At 65.0% G+C, this 20,171-nt stretch carries 22 protein-coding genes; 15 read left to right on the forward strand and 7 right to left on the reverse strand.

Annotated elements, in window-relative coordinates; genetic code table 11:
- The first annotated feature begins 6 nt into the window (after window positions 1-6).
- The 4 genes from AC5P65_RS15585 to AC5P65_RS15600 all read left to right on the forward strand — a co-directional run bounded on the left by AC5P65_RS15585 (window position 7) and on the right by AC5P65_RS15600 (window position 3,917).
- Window positions 7-1,041 (forward strand): radical SAM protein, encoded by a 1,035-nt coding sequence (locus AC5P65_RS15585; protein WP_495215702.1) that lies wholly within the window; start codon window positions 7-9, stop codon window positions 1,039-1,041.
- Window positions 1,038-2,084, forward strand: coding sequence for a hypothetical protein (locus AC5P65_RS15590; protein ID WP_111098744.1), 1,047 nt, complete (start codon window positions 1,038-1,040; stop codon window positions 2,082-2,084). The genes AC5P65_RS15585 and AC5P65_RS15590 overlap by 4 nt, the downstream gene beginning before the upstream one ends.
- Window positions 2,085-2,087: 3 nt before the next feature.
- A complete protein-coding gene (locus AC5P65_RS15595; protein WP_181451840.1) occupies window positions 2,088-2,633 on the forward strand; it encodes a hypothetical protein in 546 nt (181 codons plus the stop codon).
- A gap of 501 nt (window positions 2,634-3,134) precedes the next feature.
- Window positions 3,135-3,917, forward strand: a complete 783-nt coding sequence (locus AC5P65_RS15600) for a 3-hydroxybutyrate dehydrogenase (RefSeq protein WP_111098747.1) — start codon at window positions 3,135-3,137, stop codon at window positions 3,915-3,917.
- Here AC5P65_RS15600 and AC5P65_RS15605 read toward each other — a convergent pair.
- From AC5P65_RS15605 to AC5P65_RS15620, 4 genes are all read right to left on the reverse strand, one after another.
- Window positions 3,914-4,285, reverse strand: coding sequence for a DUF4180 domain-containing protein (locus AC5P65_RS15605; protein WP_111098748.1), 372 nt, complete (start codon window positions 4,283-4,285; stop codon window positions 3,914-3,916). The genes AC5P65_RS15600 and AC5P65_RS15605 overlap by 4 nt on opposite strands.
- 109 nt (window positions 4,286-4,394) lie before the next feature.
- On the reverse strand, window positions 4,395-4,853 hold the full coding sequence (locus AC5P65_RS15610) for an SRPBCC family protein (RefSeq protein ID WP_111098749.1): 459 nt from the start codon (window positions 4,851-4,853) through the stop codon (window positions 4,395-4,397).
- Between the two features lie 2 nt (window positions 4,854-4,855).
- Window positions 4,856-5,170, reverse strand: a complete 315-nt coding sequence (locus AC5P65_RS15615) for an ArsR/SmtB family transcription factor (protein WP_005416268.1) — start codon at window positions 5,168-5,170, stop codon at window positions 4,856-4,858.
- An 11-nt stretch (window positions 5,171-5,181) separates the two neighbouring features.
- Window positions 5,182-5,637, reverse strand: coding sequence for an SRPBCC family protein (locus AC5P65_RS15620; protein ID WP_111098750.1), 456 nt, complete (start codon window positions 5,635-5,637; stop codon window positions 5,182-5,184).
- Between the two features lie 233 nt (window positions 5,638-5,870).
- On the opposite strand from AC5P65_RS15620, the gene AC5P65_RS15625 reads away from it, so the two are divergent.
- Together AC5P65_RS15625 and AC5P65_RS15630 are read left to right on the forward strand one after the other, a co-directional pair.
- Window positions 5,871-6,458 (forward strand): TetR/AcrR family transcriptional regulator, encoded by a 588-nt coding sequence (locus tag AC5P65_RS15625; RefSeq protein WP_495215703.1) that lies wholly within the window; start codon window positions 5,871-5,873, stop codon window positions 6,456-6,458.
- 92 nt (window positions 6,459-6,550) lie between these two features.
- Window positions 6,551-7,051, forward strand: coding sequence for a hypothetical protein (locus AC5P65_RS15630; RefSeq protein ID WP_495215704.1), 501 nt, complete (start codon window positions 6,551-6,553; stop codon window positions 7,049-7,051).
- Between the two features lie 11 nt (window positions 7,052-7,062).
- Here the strand turns inward: AC5P65_RS15630 and AC5P65_RS15635 are convergent, their stop codons facing one another.
- The 3 genes from AC5P65_RS15635 to ftrA form a co-directional block, all read right to left on the reverse strand.
- The gene (locus AC5P65_RS15635) at window positions 7,063-7,530 is read right to left on the reverse strand and encodes a chemotaxis protein CheW (protein WP_180832281.1); all 468 of its coding nucleotides are present in this window, start codon (window positions 7,528-7,530) and stop codon (window positions 7,063-7,065) included.
- A 97-nt stretch (window positions 7,531-7,627) separates the two neighbouring features.
- Complete coding sequence (locus AC5P65_RS15640) at window positions 7,628-8,071, reverse strand: BLUF domain-containing protein (protein ID WP_495215705.1); 444 nt, start codon at window positions 8,069-8,071, stop codon at window positions 7,628-7,630.
- Between the two features lie 95 nt (window positions 8,072-8,166).
- Window positions 8,167-9,168 (reverse strand): transcriptional regulator FtrA, encoded by a 1,002-nt coding sequence (ftrA, locus tag AC5P65_RS15645; RefSeq protein WP_058982599.1) that lies wholly within the window; start codon window positions 9,166-9,168, stop codon window positions 8,167-8,169.
- Window positions 9,169-9,505: 337 nt separating this feature from the next.
- Between ftrA and AC5P65_RS15650 the strand changes: the two genes are divergently transcribed.
- The 9 genes from AC5P65_RS15650 to AC5P65_RS15690 all read left to right on the forward strand — a co-directional run bounded on the left by AC5P65_RS15650 (window position 9,506) and on the right by AC5P65_RS15690 (window position 20,163).
- On the forward strand, window positions 9,506-12,082 hold the full coding sequence (locus AC5P65_RS15650; RefSeq protein WP_495215706.1) for a TonB-dependent receptor plug domain-containing protein: 2,577 nt from the start codon (window positions 9,506-9,508) through the stop codon (window positions 12,080-12,082).
- 116 nt (window positions 12,083-12,198) lie between these two features.
- Window positions 12,199-12,780, forward strand: coding sequence for an FMN reductase (msuE, locus tag AC5P65_RS15655; RefSeq protein ID WP_346483781.1), 582 nt, complete (start codon window positions 12,199-12,201; stop codon window positions 12,778-12,780).
- Between the two features lie 157 nt (window positions 12,781-12,937).
- Window positions 12,938-13,300: a DUF3088 family protein gene (locus AC5P65_RS15660; RefSeq protein WP_188249784.1), complete on the forward strand. Its 363-nt coding sequence runs from the start codon at window positions 12,938-12,940 to the stop codon at window positions 13,298-13,300.
- 14 nt (window positions 13,301-13,314) lie between these two features.
- Window positions 13,315-14,292, forward strand: a complete 978-nt coding sequence (locus AC5P65_RS15665; RefSeq protein ID WP_495215707.1) for an MsnO8 family LLM class oxidoreductase — start codon at window positions 13,315-13,317, stop codon at window positions 14,290-14,292.
- 18 nt (window positions 14,293-14,310) lie between these two features.
- The gene (locus AC5P65_RS15670) at window positions 14,311-15,654 is read left to right on the forward strand and encodes an LLM class flavin-dependent oxidoreductase (protein WP_111103769.1); all 1,344 of its coding nucleotides are present in this window, start codon (window positions 14,311-14,313) and stop codon (window positions 15,652-15,654) included.
- Between the two features lie 4 nt (window positions 15,655-15,658).
- Window positions 15,659-16,879 carry a M20 aminoacylase family protein gene (locus AC5P65_RS15675; protein WP_495215708.1) on the forward strand — a complete coding sequence of 407 codons (1,221 nt, stop codon included), beginning with the start codon at window positions 15,659-15,661 and terminating at the stop codon, window positions 16,877-16,879.
- Window positions 16,876-17,427: a GNAT family N-acetyltransferase gene (locus AC5P65_RS15680; protein ID WP_478419530.1), complete on the forward strand. Its 552-nt coding sequence runs from the start codon at window positions 16,876-16,878 to the stop codon at window positions 17,425-17,427. Before AC5P65_RS15675 ends, AC5P65_RS15680 begins: the two co-directional genes overlap by 4 nt.
- Window positions 17,424-19,169, forward strand: a complete 1,746-nt coding sequence (locus tag AC5P65_RS15685) for an amino acid ABC transporter permease/ATP-binding protein (protein ID WP_478419531.1) — start codon at window positions 17,424-17,426, stop codon at window positions 19,167-19,169. Before AC5P65_RS15680 ends, AC5P65_RS15685 begins: the two co-directional genes overlap by 4 nt.
- 16 nt (window positions 19,170-19,185) lie before the next feature.
- Window positions 19,186-20,163, forward strand: coding sequence for an ABC transporter substrate-binding protein (locus AC5P65_RS15690; protein ID WP_495215709.1), 978 nt, complete (start codon window positions 19,186-19,188; stop codon window positions 20,161-20,163).
- Window positions 20,164-20,171 lie beyond the last annotated feature (8 nt).

Genomic DNA, 20,171 nt, shown 5'->3' on the forward strand with positions numbered 1-20,171 from the left:
GCAAAAATGGATTTATGCGCTACCCAGGTGCTATCGCCCAGGACGCTGACGTTTATCACAACCTATCGCTGCACTGCGGCATGCGTTCAGTGCTGTTTCGAGTCGAGCCCGACGGTCAAAGGAAGGCTCAGTCGCGATGAGATGATCACAGCGCTTCATGATGCCAAAGGCTCCTTCCCCTCGCTGTCTGTCATCGTCTTCACCGGCGGCGAGGCGACACTTCTCAAAGACGATTTGATCAGTGTGATAGCCGAAGCGACATCGCTAGGGCTCGGCACGCGGATGGTATCGAATGGCTCCTGGGCGAAGACCCGATCCACCGCGAAGCGTTGGGCTGAAAAGCTTTCAACCGCAGGATTGAAAGAGCTTAATATCAGCTCCGGCAAAGATCATCAGGAGTGGGTACCTCATTCTTCCGTGGTCAATGCTGCCGAGGCCGGCCTCACTGCGGGGCTGCACGTTCTCGTGACGGTGGAGGCAGACACGGAAGACGGTCGAACAATGGCGACCTTCGCCGAGGATTCGACAATACGGATGCTTCTGAAGAAGGGCTTGCAACTGCAGTCAAACAGCTGGATGGAGTTCAAAAGCGATCAGGTCAAGCGCGAGAATACGGTTCCACAGCACCTGCGAATAGCCCCGTGCCACCAGATTCATGACAACATCGTTGTCACGCCCTACAAGGAAGTCGCTGCCTGTTGCGGACTGACACTTGAGCACATCCCAGAGATGAAAGTTGGGCGTCTCGAGGATGGCGTCAGCAACGCCTATCTCTCTCAAACGGACGATTTCCTCAAGTTCTGGATCAGAGTGGACGGCCCTGCGGAGATCATCAGGCGCGTGATGGGCGAAGAGAAAGCCGATGAACTACTGAATGGATCGGTGCACATGTGCCACGACTGCGCAGTGCTTCACAAGAACAGTGAAGTGCGCGCAAGACTTGAATCGGATTACCAGAAGTTCATTCCAGAGGTAATGAGTCGCTACGCACTCGGTAAGGCAGTAAACACCCTTTCCCGGCAACAAGGAGCGTTCAAATGAAGCGGCGGAAGTTCATCCAGTCCACACTCGCGGCCAGTGCTGCTGCATCAATTTCCGGGGCGGCGGCTGCCGCGGGCGACAAGAGGGTGTTCGGCACACCTGCGAGCCTTACCGGCGGCACGGATGTCAACGCAACACGAATGCTTCTTCCACTCTCGCGTAGCGGCATGCCTGCAGCCGGCTGGGATCACTGGTCAAAGTTGAGTGCCGCTGCTGTCGATATGTTTTCTGACGAGAAGAAGCGTTCGCTCTTCAACACCAATCCTGGTCGATATCTTTCCACGCTTGGGTTCGACACCAGCAAAGAGACACTGAACGCACCATCTCTGGCTCTGCTGGTTGCTCTGTCGGATAGGGATGTACAAGACGCGGCCAAACGTCGTGACTATACGCAAATGTTGAACTATCTCCAGGCATCTGGTGCGTTGGCGCGTCCAAAGGAAGACGTGCTCACCATGAAGATGCAGCACGCACTCCAGAGCAATATAGACATGATCCGCGGCGTGATGGAGCTTTCTGGGGACGAGTCTCCCGATGCCGAATCGGTACTCTCTTTCATCAAAGCTACTGACAAGCCTCCTACAACGGCAGACCTCGCGGCCCTCGCCAGTGTGGCGGAGCTTCTGCGGACAGCCCCTGGTCAAGCGGTTGTTGGCGCGGCTGTGATTGTGGTTGCGGCTGTTGACGCCATTGTTGGTGTGACCGTAGCCGTGGCTGCATTCACCATGGTTGCCGTTGTGAACCAGGTAGTGGTTGCCGGAAACGAGACCCAGATACCGTCATACAATCATGTGTTCAACGGCCAGCTGAGTCGGCTGGACGGTGACATCTGCGACAGTTGCGACGTTGCACATCGTGCAGCTTCCATCCTGGGAGCCCCCGGCCTTTACGACGAACACGCAAAACTCGTAATAAAGAACGAGGTTCGCTCGTTCCTGCGCGCGATGCGAAACGTCGGCCTTGTCACCTATGAAGAAGATGCATTTGAGACGATTGTCGAAGCGACTTACGTTTACGGCATGCGGTCAATCTCTGCGGAGTAGTTCATGATGATGTGCCGATCCACGCTGGACGTCTCCCTGATTCATGCCTATGCGCTTCCTCTCGGCATATGCGTGGCAGCAGCCGTGGTTCTGATCGCAGTATGGCTGGTACCCCGCTCTGGCGGGGTGCCAGCCAGGAATATTGCGCTCGGCTCGGCGCTGGCCGTTGTTGTCGTAGTTGCCTTTGGCCTCGTATATCAAGCGCGGACAGCGTACATCGCCGTTACAGATGGCCAGCTGATTGGGTCAGCAGCGTTTGTCCGACTGCAGCTCCCGCTTTCCAGTGTCTCGTGGCAGGACGCTTCCGATGCTTCAAGGCTCACGCTGCCTCACCGGCAACTTGGAACGAGCACCGGTGGCGTTGAGCTTGGCAAGTTCCGCATGCACAGCGGTCGCAACGTCTTCGTGCTGCGCACGGAGCGTAGCTCTGTTCTCGTCAAAGCCAGAGGGGATACTGACTTGATTCTGGACCGACGTCTTCACGAACAGCTCAAAGCATGCATGGATCAGGTACGTGAGACCGGCGGTCATCGAGGAAGATTGCAATGATCAGCAGGAAGTACTGGTTTACCAGGAAAAAGTACGGATGGGGTTGGGGGATGCCGTGCGCGTGGCAGGGCTGGCTTGTGTACGCAGTCGCATTCGGCCTGCTGCTGGCAGGTCCGTTTCTGTTCTCTCCATTTCGCGAGCCCATCGCGTTTCAGCTCTGCACGTGGGCCGTAGTGTTGGTCCTTGTCCTTATCTGCTGGATGAAAGGCGCTCCGCCCGGTTGGAGGTGGGGGGAGTAGAAGGGCCGCAGAAGCTATTTTCGGACGTGTTCGATCCGCTGGGCAAAGCATGGATGCATTGCCCTTGTGGGAGTCGGACAGTATCGCCAGCAGGCCACGGCTGCGCCCCCTCTGAGGTGTACCGTCCGTTTTGAATGAACGCTGGACACTTCCCTCGGCGGATGCCCAACGCGTTCTAACCGTTGATTGACCAAGGTAGCGTCGCTTAAAGGGGGCACCGGTGAAGCTACACTGACCACCTACGCCCGATGGAAGCTCGCCCATGTTCTCTGGAAAGGTTGCGGTGGTCACCGGCTCCACCAGCGGTATCGGTCTTGGCATCGCCACCGCGCTGGCGCGGCAAGGTGCCGACATCGTGCTGAATGGCTTCGGCGACGCGGCGGAAATCAAAAAAATTCGTTCCCGGTTGGAAACCGAGTTCAGCGTACGGGTGACGCATGATGGCGCCGATCTGTCGCGGGGTGCAGCGGTGCGCGGGATGATCGACCACGCCGTCGCGACGATGGGGCGCATCGACATCCTGGTGAACAATGCCGGCATCCAGCACACCGCGTCGATCGAGGAATTCCCGGTAGAGAAGTGGGACGCAATCCTGGCGCTGAATCTGTCGGCGGTGTTCCATGCAACGGCGGCGGCGTTGCCGCACATGAAGCGGCAGGGCGCCGGCCGCATCATCAACATCGCGTCGGTGCACGGGTTGGTAGGCTCGGTGAACAAGTCGGCCTATGTGGCGGCCAAGCATGGCGTGGTGGGGTTCACCAAGGTAACCGCGCTGGAGAATGCGGGCACGGGCATCACCGCCAATGCGATCTGCCCGGGCTGGGTGCGGACGGCGCTGGTCGAGCAGCAGATCACCGCGTTGGCGGAGAAGGAAGGCACGGATCAGGAATCGGCCGCCCGCGCGCTGCTGGCCGAGAAGCAGCCTTCGTTGCAGTTCGTGACGCCCGAGCAGCTGGGCGAAATGGTGGTGTTCCTGGCCTCGGACGCTGCGGCGCAGATCACCGGCACGGCGCTGCCGGTGGATGGGGGCTGGACGGCGCGCTAACTGGCCGAGGCCGACAGGCGAGTCTGCAGAGCATCCCAATCGGCCACGAAGCAGCCGTCGCGACCACGGTTGCACTCGGTGATCCACGCGTCCAGCGATTCGCTTTGTGCGCGGTAGCCGCTGACATCGCCCAGCACGGCGAAGCGCAGGCGGTAGTTCACCAGCATCTGCAGCCACTGACCGGCCATGCCGGAGCGCAGCTCGAAGAATTCTGGAGAGAGGCGCTGCACCGGAATGGCGATCCACTCGGCCTGATGCCCAAGGGCGTCGCCGACCAGATCGCGCAGGCCGTTGGCATCGAGTGCGGGGCCCTGCGGCTCGATGCGCAGGACGCGGATGGTGCCGAGCTGTTCCAGAGAAGGGGGCATGGGGTGTCCTGAAATCCGCGTTGTGTGCCGAGTATGGTCGCGTACGCTCGTGACAGCGAAGCCGCCTGCAGTCAGTGCGGCTTCGCTCTCATCGTGCTGCTCGAGATGTTCAACTCGGCTTCGCAAACACATCCAATCCCTTGCCGGTCTCCAGCAACGACTTCAGGCTGGACAGCACGATCGGCCAGCCCTGGCGGATGCCGGTATCCATGCCACTGCCCGGTTCCAGCTCCTCATGGGTAACCGTCAGCCGCACCATGTCCTGGTAGGGCACGATCTCGAAGGTCACACGGCTGTAGGCGTCCGGGTCGTCGGCCTGCGAGGCGGCGGCCCAGGTGATGACCAGCCGCGAGGGCGGGGTGCTTTCCACCACTTCGCCGACCAGTTCGACCGAGCGCGTTTCGTTGGCGCGCACATGCTGCCAGCGCGAGCCGGGCTTCCAGTCCGAGACGTTTTCATGGCCCCAGTAGCGGCTGGCGATCTCGGGGCGGGTGATGGCCTCGAACACCTTCTGTGGCGTGGAGGCGATATAGATCACGTGGATGAAGCGGGTGGTCTCTGCGGACATCGTCATTCTCCTTCCAGTTCGCGTTTCAGGTCATGCAGCAGGCTCAGGCGCTGCTGCTCGAACTTGCGTACCCAGCGCTCATAGACCTCATGCAGCGGCACCGGGTTGATGAAGTGCAGCTTCTCGCGGCCACGGCGCACGGTGCTGATCAGGTTGGCGTCTTCCAGCAGGCCCAGGTGCTGGGTGACCGATTGCCGGGCCATGTCCAGGTGCTCGCACAGCTGACCGAGGGTCTGGCCGTTGTCTTCGCAGAGCAGGTCCAGCAGCGTCCTGCGTGTGGGGTCGGCCAAGGCCTTGAACACCTTGTCTGCATTCATGCGGGGCGTCTTCAGTTCCAGTTGTCGATCCTGACGTCGTGCGGGTTGGGCTGGCCCTTGCCGGTTTCCAGCAGGGCTTTGAGGCTCATCAGGAACACCGCCCACTTGGTGCTGCAGTGGGAGGTGAACTCGACGCGTTCCTTCCAGCCTTCGTGGGTGAACAGTACGATGCAGTAGTCGCCTTCCTGTTTCAGTGCGAAGCGTGCATGCGTGCCGATCCATTCGGCGGGGCCGACCAGGAACTTCCAGAGCACCAGCTCGCCAGGAATCAGCTGTTCCAGTTGCATTTCCATGGCGCCGATTTCCTGGCCGTTGTTGGTGAAACGGACCTTTGCCGTGCCGCCGACGTTGTAGTCGCCATGGGCGTCTTCTGCCCACCAGGCGGCGACGCCTTCGGGGGTGGCCAGTGCTTGATACACCTGGCTTGCGGGGGCCTTGATGCCGACCCGGTGTGCGATATCCACCATTGCAGGTTCCTCGCATGGGCCGGCAGGTGCCGCCCTTGAGTGGACTATATGCAGGTAACTACCTGCATGTCAAAACCGGCCACGAACGCCCGGATGCGGTAGTGCCGGCCGCTGGCCGGCATCCCGGTGGAGTTGGGTGCGTGCAGTTGCCGGCCAGCGGCCGGCACTACCAGATGCTGCCGACCTCGCAGCGGGGACTTGACAGTGGGGCAACCTACTAGTAGGTTGGCGACATGAAAGAGTCGCTCTCGCCCAAGGCCCAGGAGATCCTGGCCCATGCCCGCTCGCTGCTGGAGGCCGGTGGCTACAACGGCTTCAGCTACGCCGACGTGTCCGCGCGGGTGAACATCAGCAAGGCCAGCATCCATCACCACTTCCCCAGCAAGGCGGACCTGGTGCGCACGGTGGTTGAACTGTACCGGGCCGAGGCGCGCGAAGGCCTGGCGCTGCTGGACCGGCAGCTGGACGACCCGCTGCGGGAGCTCAACGCCTATGTGGACTACTGGTCGAGCTGTATCGCCGGTGGCACGTCTTCGTTCTGCACCTGCGCGATGCTGGCGGCAGAGGCGCCGATGATCCCTGCGGAGATTGCCGAAGAAGTACGCGGGCATTTCGATGATTTGAGTGGGTGGCTGACGGTGACGCTGGAGAAGGGCGCGGCGCTGGGCCAGTTGCGCCTGCAGGGTTCCCCTGCGGACGAGGCCAGGGCGTTCATGTCGTCGGTGCATGGCGCGATGCTGGCCGCGCGCGGTTTCGGCGATGCGGCGACGTTTGCTGCGCTGGCACGGCTGGCCATCGCGAGGGTGAGCGCGGCTGCCTGATTGATGTGTGCTGGGCCTGCGGCAACGTAGGCCTTTTCTTTGATTCAGAAGTCTACCTACTAGTAGGTTCAATCAACCCTTGGAGATGTTCCATGTCGCACTCTCTGTCCACGCTGGGCGTGATCCACACGGCCGTCAGCCTTGTACCGGTGTTCGCCGGCCTGTATGCCTTCATTCGCCATCGCGCGATCGACCCCGCCACGCGCGCGGGCAAGCTGTACCTGCTCGGGCTGGTGCTGTCGGTGGCAACGTCGTTCACCGTCTCCAGTACGGGCGGGATCAACCCGGGCCACGCATTCGGGTTGATCGTGCTGCTGGTTGCCTTCGGCGGCGTGCTGGCCGCCCGGCTGCGCTGGCTGGCGCGCGCAGCGCGTTACCTGTCGACCTTCGCGCTGTCGTTCAGTTTCCTGTTGTCGCTGGTGCCCGGCGTCAATGAAACGCTGACCCGCCTGCCGGCCGCGCAACCGATAGCTGCGGCGCCGATGGCCCCGGTGGTGCTGCAGACGTTGCTGGGATTGGCGGCAGTGTTTGTGCTGGGCTTTGCCGCGCAGTGCTGGCGCATGCGGTCTCAACCGGTTCGCAGGCGCCCTTGAGCAGAGGCACCTCAGTCCCGCATGGCCATTTCAGCCAGCAACGACTGCGGTTCGATCAGCGCAGCCGAACGTGTGGCATCCACCCGAACATGCCGGCTGCAGAAGTTGAACACCCGACCCTCGGCAGGCGCGGATACGTCTGGCGTTGCGTCCGGCGTCTCGATCTCCAGCACTTCATCCACCGCCAGCGCCAGCGTTGCGCTACCGGCGTTGATCAAGAGCACGGCAGGGCTGCCGCCACCGAATGCCGGTTGACCGCTGAGCCTGCGCAGGTCGGCTACCGGCAACGGCTGCCCTCGTACCTCCAGGTTCCGCCGGCCATGCTGATCTGCAGGGCCGAAGGTCTCGGGGCCGCGTATTTCCACGGCAGCCTGGACGTCGATCGCGAACAGGGCCGTGCCTGCACGAAGGACGACGACCTCGAACAACTCGGCGGGCGAGGCACGTGTTTGCGTTGAAGGTTGAGCGGGTACAGGCATGCTGTGGATCTGGCAGGAACGATGGGTAACGCGGCTTGAATGATGACGTGTGCAGGGAGCACGCGGCCGCGTGGGACTACGCGCGCAAGGCGGCGGTTCAGCTGGATCCGACGGGCGCATGGTGCGCACTGAGCGGGCCGATGCGCGGAAAGTGCGGACGCAGCAGGCCGACGAGCTGATCCATGCCCGGAACGGCATGGCCAAATTCGTCCCATCGCGCATTGACCAGGCCGGACACCATGATCTGCCCGGTGTCGATGCGGGTCATGGCCCAATAGGGAACAGCACGCGCGCTGATGGCCATGTCCAGTACCGGAACGACGGCAGCATGCGAGCGACTGTCATGGATGCGGCGCTTGACCGCCTCCAGGCCGTCGGGAGGACCTTCGATGTACTGGAAAAACCGCTGACCGTCGACGAGCAGCGCTCCGGTAACGTCCACGCGACGGTTGAACGTGGCAGAGCAGGAGACGATCTGCCGGAGGATTTCATCGGAAAGCCCAGCCGACATGTGGCTGGAGTAGGCAAATGCGTGGAGCATGGAAGGGGCTTCTTGTGACGCCCGTCACTATACGTGGGGCGCCGTAGCCTGCCGTGAGCCTTTCCTCACGCATCACCTGGGAGTGATGCGTTGGATCAGCAGCCCACCAGCCGATCCGCGCCAATTCCGCCGCGATGCTGGCTGCGGTATTCGGTAGGACTGGCGTCCACCTGGCCGCGGAAGTGCCGGCGGAACGACTCCTGCGAACCAAAGCCGGCCTGCTCGGCAATCCACTGCAGCGGCCGGTCAGTGGTTTCCAGCAGCTCGCGGGCGAATGCCACGCGCTCGCGGATCAGCCAGTCGATGGGTGACAGGCCGGTGGCTTCCAGGAACTGCCGCTGCAGGGTGCGCTGGCTGAGCGCGGCCTGCTCGGCAAGACTGCCCAGCGAGTGCGGCTCGCGCAGGTTGCGGCGCATCCATTCCATCAGTTTTGCCAGACGCGAGGGCTCGCCATGGGGAATGGCGCGGCTGACGCGCTGGCTGCGCCCGGCATCACGCCATGGCGCCAGTACCAGCCGCTCGGCCACCAGGTTGGCCACGCGCGCGCCGTAGTCCTTGCGCACCATGTGCAGCATCATGTCCATGCCGGTGGCCGAGCCGGCCGAGGTGATGATGCTGCCGGTATCGACGTACAGCACGTCCTCGCGCACATCGATGCGTGGGAAGTCGCGCGCCAGCGCTTCGGTGAGGCGCCAGTGGGTGGTGGCCTGGCGGCCATCGAGCAGCCCGGCCCACGCCAGCACGAAGGCACCGGAGCAGATCGAAGCGATGCGCGCGCCACGGCCGTGGGCACGGATGAGTGCATCAAGCAGCGCCTGTGGCGGGCGCTCGCTGGGCTCGCGCCAACCGGGAATGACGATGATGTCGGCGTCATCAACTGTGCTGAGGTCGTAGGGAAGCTGCACCTGCGTTCCGCCAAGCATGCGCAGCGCACCGGGTTCACCCGCGCACAGCTGGGTGCGATACCAGGCCACGCCGAGCTCGGGTCTTATCGGCGCGAACAGGCCCACCGCACAGCCGAATTCGAACAGCCCCTGGCCGTGGCAGGCGACGATGGCAACGAGCGGCGCAGCGGGGTCGGCGGGTGGGCTGGGCATGGCTTGATGCTACGGGTGCAGATGCATGGCGCTGAGTGGTGCGCGGGCATGAGGTGATGCCGGCCAGGCATATGGAGCGGTCGCTCCCCTCTTGTAGAGCCGAGCCCACGCTCGGCTCAATACCGGCAGGGGGATGCATCTGACGCCGTCGCGAGGAGCAGCCGAGCGTGGGCTCGGCTCTACAGACAGCAGTGCACCGGCAATGCCGCCTAACCTCATTACCAGCGGTCATGTGGGTGGCCGGATATGACGGTTGGGTGACGTAATCCCGCCTGTCGCGCCAGGTGAACAGGCCCTTGAATGGAAGCGTGTTTCCGGCCCACCCCCACGAGCCCCCATGCCTGTCGCCCACGCCCCTGTCCTGAGCACTCTCGCTGTCCTGATCACAGCCATCCTCGCCGCTTCGCCCAGCCATGCGGCTGAAGCCGATGCGGATCCTGCTGCCGCCGCCGCGACGGCCAACGTGGCCGCGTCCACGCTGGATGCCGTGGTGGTGACCGGCTCGCGCACCAGTACGCGTACGGTGAAGAACAGCTCCACGCCCATCGATGTGATCTCTGCCGAGGACCTTGCCGCTACCGGGCAGGGCAACCTGCTGGAAGCGTTGCAGCGTGCGCTGCCGTCGCTGAGCCAGATCGGTGGCTACCAGAGCGACCAGGAAAGCCTGATCCGTGGCTACCAGCTGCGCAACCTGTCGCCGGGCTACACGCTGGTGCTGGTGAACGGCAAGCGTCGCAATGCCAGCGCCTATGTGAGCGGTGCCAACGGCGGCGGCTTCCCCGGCCATGCCTGGGCCGATCTGGCGCTGATTCCGGTGTCGGCCATCGACCATGTGGAAGTGCTGCGCGATGGTGCGTCGGCCATCTATGGTTCGGACGCGATCACCGGTGTGGTCAACGTGATCCTGAAGTCGCAGGCGCACGGTGGCGAGCTCGCCGTGGAAAGCGGGCAGAGCATCGACGGTGATGGATCGCGAACCAGCGTGCGTGCCAACGTGGGCCTGCCGTGGGGTGCCGATGGCTTCGTCAACCTGTCCGGCGAGACCACGCGGCAGCACCACGCGATCCGTACCCGCCGTTACATCGATGGCTACCTGAGCTATCCGGCGGTGGACGCCAACGGCAACCTGGTCGCACTGCGCCCGAACAACCGGTTGCCGGCCGGCGCATCACTGAACCCGGCCGAAGCCAGCCGCAATGCCGAGGCCAACACCATCCTCAGTTCGCCATCGTATGCGCTGAAGGCCTTCGCGGTGAACGTGGGCCATGGCCTGGGCGAAAGCGCGCAGTTCTACGCTAACGCTACGGCCAGTGACCGCACCGCGCAGGCGATCCAGAACTTCCGTCTGCCGGCGACCATCTTCACCACTTACAAGGCACCCGGCGTGCTGAGCGTGTTTCCCGATGGCTTCCTGCCGGTGCTGGAAACCAAGGAGAAGCAGTACACCGGCACCGCGGGCGTGAAAGGCCAGATCGCAGGCTGGGACTACGACGCCAGCCTGACCGGCAACCGCAGCACGGTGCGCACGTATACCCGCAACTCGGTGAACTACTCGCTGCCATACCCCGGTTCGCCTACCGACTTCTACGACGGCAAGCTGGACTACCAGCAGGGTATCGCCAACCTCGACCTGCGCCGTGGCTTCGAGGTGGCTGCGTTCGCCTCGCCGCTGGAAGTGAGCGCAGGTGCCGAGTACCAGCACGAACAGTACGAACGTGGGGCGGGGCAGTGGGAGTCGTATACCGGCTTTGGTGCTGCGGCCTTCGTCGGCTATTCCACTGCGGACGCGGTGAAGGCTACCCGCAACAGCAAGGCGGTCTATGTGGGCGCGGCCACCAACATCACCTCGCGCTGGTATCTGGATGCGGCCGCGCGCTGGGAAGATCACTCCGACTTCGGCAGTGTCTCCACCGGCCGCCTGACCACGCGCTTCGACTTCACCGACGCGCTGGGCGTGCGCGCCACGGTCAGCAACGGTTTCCATGCACCCAGCCTGGGCGCGCAGTACTACCAGGCCACGGGCAGCTGCCCCTGCGGCACCACGCTGGTGGCGCAGGTGTCTTCGCGGGCGGCGGTTGCGCTGGGTGCGACGCCGCTGAAGCCCGAGAAAGCCACCAACTACAGCCTGGGCGTGACCTGGGACCCGAGCCCGGCGTTCCACCTGGCCGTGGATGCGTACCAGATCGACATCCGTGGCCAGCTCGGCCAGTCCAGCCAGATCGGCTACAACGCGCAGGATCCAGCGCGCATCACCGACAACAGCGGCACGGTGCTGAGTAAGGCGCAGAAGAACACCATCGATGCGCTGCTGGGCTCGGCCGGCATCAGCATCCTGCCGGGTGATGCGTTCTATGCCAGCTACTTCACCAACGTGGGCAATACCCGCACAAGCGGTGTCGAGCTGACCCTGGAGGCCAACCAGGAAACCGTGTGGGGCAAGCTGCGCTGGAGCTATGCGGCCAACGTGGGGCGCACCACCATCCAGAAGGTCAGCGACATTCCGGCGGCGCTGCAGGGGCTGCCGAACATCAACCTGTTGACCAAGAGCAGCGAGTACGCGCTGCGCTTCCGTACGCCCAGCTACACGCAGGTGGCGGGGTTGGGCTGGCAGAACGGGCGCTGGCGCTCGAACGTCGACTTCACCTACTACGGACCGATCAAGCGCCTGAACAACGGCGTGGAGTACAAGCAGCCGCCGGTGCTGGTGACCAATCTCTCCGGTGGCGTGGAACTGGGTGCGGGCTGGAGTGCGGCGCTGGGCATCAACAACGTGTTCGACAAGCGCACCCGCAAGGTGCCGGAGTACGCGCGCAGTGCCACCGATGTGGCGAGCATCGAGACGACCTGGGATTCGGGCGACGTGCTGAGCCGCATCGGGGCGTTCTGGTACGGGCGGATCAATTACCGGTTCTGATCTGGAGCAGTCGAGCATGGCTCGACTCCACAAAGGCGAAAGCAGCCGAGCATGGCTCGGCTCTACACGAGGCGAAAGGCGGCCGGCGGCAGTTCGGCATCATCGAGGAGCAGTTCATGTCTTCTGCATTGAGGGTGGTTGCAGTGGTGGGGTCGCCGACCAGTTCGGCGACGTCGCGCACGTTGCTGCTGGTGCGGCACCTGCTGGCGTCGCTGCAGCAGCGGGTGCATGCCAGTGTGGATCTGGTGGAGCTGGCACCGATCGCGCGTTCGCTGGGGCAGGCGTTGTCGCGCGACGAAGTGGAGCCCGCCGTGGAGCAGGCGCTGCAGACGATCGAGGCGGCCGGGCTGCTGGTAGTGGCTGCGCCGGTCTATCGGGGATCGTATCCGGGGCTGTTCAAGCATCTGGTCGACTTCATCGGGCTGGAAGCGCTGGTGGATACGCCGGTATTGCTGGCAGCGACCGGCGGCAGCGAGCGCCATGCGCTGGTGATCGACCACCAGTTGCGGCCGTTGTTCAGTTTCCTGCAGGCGCACACGCTGCCGATCGGGGTGTACGCCACGCCTGCCGACTTCGATGGCGAGCACATCAACAGTGCCGCTTTGCAGGCGCGGATCGCGCTGGCGACCGAGCGTGCGGCCGGCCATCTGGCTACGCAGGCGCTGGCGGTAGCGGCGCCGCTGCGACGCATCGCCTGACGGCATAACCGGCGGCGCTTTGCTTATGGCCAAGGCGCATCTGCGTGGCCGGATCTGACCGCCGATTGTCGTCTGGCATCGCCGTGCCGACCGCCGTCATCTCTAGCATCGATATCGAAGCGGCATCGCATTGCCGCCCCCCGATGAGGACGACCCCGTGAGTCTGGACGCAACCGACAAGCCCATCCTGTTCCTGCTCGACCGTGAGTTCGAGGACGGACAGATTCCCGGCCAGCGCTTCTTCTGCCGGCACAGCCTGCTGCTGGAAGGGGCGCTGTCGAGCATCGACGGCCTGGACGCGCAGCTGGACGTGCGCCGCATCGGTTTCGCACGGCCGCGCCGGGAGTTGATCGCCGAGATCGGCGAGCAGGACCAGTCGCTGCCGAAGCTGGTGCTGCCGCAGGGCGTGCGCAGTGACCTCGCGAGTGGCGTGCACCAGGACCGCCAGTACATCTCCGGTGCCGAGCCGATCCTGGCCGCGCTGAACGGGTTGCTCGGCATCCCCGTGGCCCATCCCTGAGCGAGGACGCGACCATGAGCTATCAGATCAGCGTGTTGGACAAGAGCCCGGTGGCCGAAGGCGCCTCGCCGGAGCAGGCGCTGCGCAACAGCCTGCAGCTGGCACAGCGCGCCGAACAGCTGGGCTATCACCGCTACTGGTTTGCCGAGCACCATGCCGCGCCGACGTTGGCGAGTCCCGCACCGGAGGTGCTTGCGGCGTGGGTGCTGGCGCAGACCCGGCGCATCCGTGTCGGCAGCGGCGGGGTGATGCTGCGCCACTACGCGCCGTACAAGGTGGCGGAGAACTTCAACCTGCTGGCAGCGTTGGCGCCAGGGCGCGTGGATCTGGGCGTGGGCAAGGCGCCGGGCGGCCTGCCAGCGTCGACTGCCGCGCTGGCGGCCGGGCGCCCGGCGTTCGCCGACTTCGACCAGCAACTGTGCGATCTTGAGGGCTATCTGTCCGGCGCCGAAGCCGATGTGCTGGCGCGGCCGATTCCGCAGCAGGCGCCGGAGCGCTTCCTGCTCGGTGCCAGCCCGCAGAGTGCGAAGCAGGCGGCCGAGCTGGGCTGGCGCTTCGTCTACGCCGCGCACTTCGATGGTGATCCGAAGCACATCGAGGCCGCATTCGACGCCTACCGCAGCGTCGCCTCGCAGCCCCCGCTGCTGGCCACGGTGGCCTTCGCCGCACCGACTGCCGAAGCAGCCGCACGCCATATCGGCGCGCTGCGCGTCTACAAGCTGCATCTTGGCCCGGGGCAGACGGTGAACCTGCCCAGCCCCGAGGCGGCTGCCGAGTATGCACGCCAGGTAGGTGTGGCGGACTTCCGCATCGAGGAAACACGGCCAAGCGTGCTGTCCGGCGATGCGCAACAGGTACGCGGCGAACTGGATGCGCTGCACCGACGCTTCGGCGTGGGTGAATTCATCCTCGACGCGCCGGTGGCCGACTTCGACGCACGCCTGACATCCCTCGAACTGCTGTCGCCCGCGCCGCGCGCGGCGGTGGCCTGACCTGCAGGAGCGATTCCCATGAGCACCACCCCGCGCCACATTCCGTTCGGCATCATGCTGCAGGGCCCCGGCAGCCACATGCATGCCTGGAAGCATCCGTCCAATCCGGCCGATGCCAGCGTCAACCTGCAGTTCTACATCGACATTGCGCGCACTGCCGAGGACAACGGCATCGCCTTCGGCTTCGTTGCCGACGGCCTGTACATCAACGAAAAGTCCATCCCGCACTTCCTCAACCGCTTCGAGCCGATCTCGCTGCTGTCGGCGCTGGCCACGGCAACGAAGAAGATCGGCCTGGCCGGCACGCTGTCGACCTCGTACAGCGACCCGTTCACTGTCGCCCGCCAGTTCGCTTCGCTGGATCTGCTCAGTGGCGGCCGCGCCGGCTGGAACGTGGTGACCTCGCCACTGGAGGGTTCGGGCCGCAACTACGGCCGGCCACACCCGGAGCATGCACTGCGCTACCAGATCGCCGATGAGTACCTGGACGTCGTGCAGGGGCTGTGGGATTCGTGGGACGACGACGCCTTCGTGCGCGAGCGCGACAGCGGCACGTTCTTTGCGTCGGAGAAGTTCCGCCGGCTCGACCACAAAGGCCGCTTCTTCCAGGTGGAAGGCCCGCTCAACATCCAGCGTTCGCCGCAGGGACAGCCGGTAATCTTCCAGGCCGGTTCGTCTGACGATGGCATCGCGCTGGCCGGCAAGTACGCCGATGCGGTGTTCACCCATTCGCCTTCGCTGGAAGAAACCCGTGCATTCACCCAGAAGGTGAAGAACTCGGCGATCGCGCACGGCCGCAGCGGCAACGATGTGAAGATCTTCCCGGGCATCGGCCCCATCGTCGGCCGCACCGCCGAGGAGGCCGAAGCCAAGTACCAGGCGATCGCCGCACTGGCCACGCTGGAGGATGCACTGGCGTACCTGGGGCGCTTCTTCGATCACCACGATTTCAGCCAGTACGACCCGGATGCACCGTTCCCGGAGCTGGGTGACATCGGCAGCAATTCGTTCCGTTCCACCACCGACCGCATCAAGCAGGATGCGCGTGAGAAGGGCCTGAGCCTGCGCCAGGTGGCGTTGGAAGCGGTGAGCCCGCGACCAAAATTCATCGGCACGCCGGAGCACGTGGCCGATGAGCTGATCCGCTGGTTCGACGCCGGTGCCAGCGACGGTTTCATTCTTGGATTCGCCGCACAACGCGAAGGCCTGGACGATTTCGTGACCCACGTGCTGCCGATCCTGCAGGCGCGCGGCTACCACCAGCGCGAGCTGGAAGGACAGACCCTGCGCGAGCATCTGGGTCTGCCGTACAAGGCCAGCCGCTATTCGACCGACGCCGAACCGGCGCGGAAGGTGGGGTAGGGCGATGAGCGGAGAAACTGCGGCAGCGCCGGGCCATGCCCGGCGGGATTCCGCGTCCATCGGCGTGCTGCCGGAAATTGCAGCACGCGCCGAGGCCGCCATCGCGATCCGCCATGACCTGCACCGCCACCCGGAGCTGGCCTTGGAGGAGCACCGCACCAGCGCCCGTGTGGCCGAGTTGCTGCAGCAATGGGGCTATGAGGTGACCACCGGTCTCGGCGGCACCGGCGTGGTCGGCACGTTGCAGCGTGGGCAGGGCGGCCGTCGGCTGGGGCTGCGTGCGGACATCGATGCCTTGCCGATCCACGAAGACTCGGGGCTGGCCTACGCCAGCCAGACCGACGGCCTGATGCATGCCTGCGGTCATGATGGTCACACCGCCATCCTGCTGTCTGCGGCGCATTACCTGGCCCATCACGGCAATATCGACGGGACCTTGCAGCTGGTGTTCCAGCCAGCCGAGGAAACCGGCTCGGGTGCATCGAAGATGATTGCCGACGGCCTGTTCGAGCGCTTCCCGGTGGATGCGATCTATGGGCTGCACAACTGGCCCGGCGTACCGGTCGGCCACTTCGGCTTCGTCGATGGTCCGGCGATGGCATCGGTGGACTGGGCGCGGCTGAAGGTGATCGGCAAGGGCGGACATGGTGCCGAACCGCAGGGCAGCGTCGACCCGATCCTGGCGGCGGCGCACATCGTCACCGCGCTGCAGAGCGTGGTGTCGCGCAATGTCGATCCGCGGCAGATGGGGGTGGTGACCGTCGGTTCGATCCACGGCGGGCAGGCCGCCAACGTGATTCCGGACGTGGTCGAGCTGAAGCTGACCGTGCGCGCCTATCTACCGGAGGTGCGCGATACCCTGCGGCGCCGGGTCACCGAACTTGCAGAGCAGACTGCCGCCGCGTTTGGTGCACGCGCGGAGATCGAATTCCCGCGCGGCTTCCCCAGTGTGATCAACCATCCGCAGCAGACCGCCTACATCCGCGAGGTGGCCGTGCACGGCTTCGGCGCCGGACAGGTGGTGCCCGACTTCGCACCGCGCACGGCCAGCGAGGATTTCGCGTTCCTCCTGCAGGCGCGGCCGGGCAGTTTCGTGTTCGTCGGCAACGGTGACAGTGCACCGCTGCACAGCCCGCGCTATGTGTTCAACGACGCGGCCATTGCCCCCGCCGCCAGCCTGTGGGCGCGACTGGCCGAAGATTACCTGGTGAAGGACGCGACATGAGCCACGACGAACGCTTCCTCTATACCTCGGTCGATGACCCGCTGGCGCGGCCGTTGTTCGACGGCCTGGAGCAGGAATACGACAGTCGCTACGCTGATGTGCGTCGACGCATCGGCGGCAGCGCTCGCGAGGAGCTGCAGCGCTACCCGGCGCAGGCCTTTGCGGCCCCGGTGGGCGCCTTCGTGCTGCTGCTGCGCGACGGGGTGGCGATTTCCGGCGGTGCGTTCATGCCGCACCGCGATCCGGATACCGCCGAATTCAAGCGCATCTGGACGCTACCCGGGCTGCGTCGCCAGGGCATTGCGCGGCGCGTGCTGCAGGAGCTGGAAGAGCAGGCGGCGCGGCAAGGGTACCGGAAGGTGTTCCTGACGACCGGCTTCCGCCAGCCTGAAGCTGTTGGCCTGTACCTGAGCCACGGCTACACCGCGTTGTTCGATCTGGAGGCCGACCCGGAAACCGTTGCGCATCTGCCGTTCGAAAAGCACCTGCGGGCGACGACGCCTGTCGTTACCGCTGCACAGGCACTGCTGCACGGAGCCCACGCATGAGCACACCGTCGACCGCGCTGGAGGGCATCGCCGCTCGTCCGGCGCCCGGACCGGCACTGAAGATCGTGCCCGCCCGGCATCCGCTGCAGGTCTTCGGCACGGTACTGGCACTGGCGCTGATCCTGATCGGGCTGCAGTCCGTGCTGGGCAATCCGCGCTGGGGCTGGGGCACCTTTGCCGAGTGGTTCTTCGCACGCCCGGTGCTGGAAGGCCTGGGTCGCACGCTGCTGCTGACCGCGCTCGGTACCGGCCTCGGCTTCGCACTGGGCACCTTGCTTGCGTTGGCCCGCGTCTCCGGTTCGCCGCTGCTGTCAGCGGTGTCGTGGGGCTATGTGTGGTTGTTCCGTTCGATCCCGTTGCTGGTGCTGTTGTTGTTGCTGAACAACCTGGGCTACCTGTACAGCACCATCGAACTGGGCGTGCCGTTCACCGGCATCAGCCTGTTCTCGTACCCGACCACGCAGCTGATCGGTGTGTTCACCGCCGCGGTGCTGGGCCTGACCCTGAACCAGGCGGCGTTCTCGGCCGAGGTGATCCGCGGTGGCATTCTTTCGGTCGACCACGGCCAGTACGAGGCCTCGGCCGCGCTTGGCCTGCCGCGGGGCCGCCAGGTGCGCCGCATCATCCTGCCGCAGGCAATGCGCTCGATCCTGCCGGCCGCGTTCAACGATGTGATCGGCCTCGCCAAAAGCACTTCGGTGGTCTACGTGCTGGCGTTGCCGGAGCTGTTCTACACCGTGCAGGTGATCTACCGCCGTAACCTGGAAGTGGTACCGCTGCTGATGGTGGCCACGGTCTGGTACCTGGTGATCCTGACCGTACTTTCACTGCTGCAGCGGCGCGTGGAACAGCGCTTCGCGCGCGGCCAGCTGCAGCGCGAGCGCTCGGTGTCGCGGGTGTCGTCACCGGTGCGGACATCCAGTGATGCTGCGCCGCGCGTGGCCAACCGCCCGCGCATCGCCACCCAGGTGGAAGCGGGCGAGGGTGCGGCGGTATCGCTGCATGGCGTGGGCAAGGTGTTCGGCGATCAGCCGGTGCTGGAAGACGTGAACCTGGAGCTGCGCGCCGGCAGCGTGACGGTGCTGATCGGCCCGTCCGGTGCCGGGAAATCCACGCTGCTGCGGTTGATCAACCACCTGGAACGTGCCGACAGCGGCTACGTGACCGTCGGCGGCCAGCTGATCGGTTACCGCCGCGAGGGTGACACGTTGTACGAACTTCCCGAGCGCGAGATCCGCCGTCGGCGTGCCGAGGTGGGCATGGTGTTCCAGGGCTTCAACCTGTTCCCGCACCTGACCGCATTGGAGAACATCATCGAGGCGCCAATCGCGGTGCGCGGCGTGCCGCGTGCGCAGGCCGAGCGGCAGGCGCGCACGCTGCTGGAGCGGGTCGGCCTGGCCGACAAGGCCGATGCGTTCCCGCGCCAGCTGTCCGGTGGCCAGCAGCAGCGCATCGCGATTGCCCGCGCGCTGGCGCTGCAGCCGAAGGTGCTGCTGTTTGACGAACCCACGTCGGCACTGGACCCGGAACTGGTGGCTGAAGTACTCAGCGTGATCGAGGAACTGGCCCGTTCGGGTACCACGCTGGTGATCGTCACCCATGAGCTGAGCTTCGCCCGCCGCGTGGCCGACCACGTGGTGATGATGGACCAGGGCCGGGTGATCGAGCAGGGCACGCCCGAGGCGTTGTTCGAGCGCCCGCGCCAGCAACGCACCGCCGATTTCCTGGCCAAGACCCTGTAACCCCGGAAGGAACATCATGAGCCCCGCAGCACCGCGTCGTCCCTCGCGCAGCACCCTGTTGATCGTGGGCGTGCTGGTCATCGGCATCGCCGGCATCGTCTACTCGCGCGCGCGCCAGGCCCCGGAGGCTGCCGCTGTGGCCGCGGCCAACCTGGCCGGCACCAACACCGCCGTGCTGAAGGGCACGCTCGACCCGAAGGCGCAGGCCTTGATTCCTGCGGGCTACCGCTTCGTCACGCCGGGCGCATTCACCGTGGCGACCCACCCGGGGCAGCTACCGCTGGCCGACTACGGCGCCGACAGCAAGGGCGTGGTCGGCATCGAACCGGACATCGCGCGGCTGATCGCGGATGCTTTGGGCCTGAAGCTGGTGATCGTGCCGGTGGCCTGGGCCGACTGGCCGCTGGGGCTGGAGTCAGGCAAGTACGATGCGGTGCTGTCGAACGTGACGGTCACCGAGGAACGCAAGAAGAAGTTCGATTTCTCCAGCTACCGTTACGACCTGCTGGGCATCTACACGCGCAGCGACGGGCCCATCCAGAAAATCGAAAAGCCCGCCGATGTGGCCGGGCTGAAGGTGGTGGTCGGTGCCAGCACCAACCAGGACCAGATCCTGCGCCAGTGGGACCAGCAGAACATCGCGGCGGGATTGAAGCCCGTGGAATACCAGTACTTCGATGACGCGGTGGTCGGCCGATTGGCGGTGATCACCGGCCGCGCCGATGTATCGTTCGAGCCCAATGCTACCGGCGCCTATTCGGCGCGCGACGGCAAGGTGCGGCGCGTGGGCCTGTTCCCTGGCGGCTGGCCGAATGCCGCAGCGATCTCGGTGACCACGCGCAAGGGCAGCGGCCTGGCCGACGCGGTGACGCAGGCGCTGAACACCCAGATCGGCAGCGGCACCTACGCGCAGGCGCTGGCACGCTGGAATGTGGCCGAGGAAGCCGTGCCACAGTCGCAGACCAATCCGCCGGGGTTGCCAACGTTGCAATGACACCGGGC

The organism is Stenotrophomonas sp. YJH_SMC_48-3, from assembly GCF_059369375.1.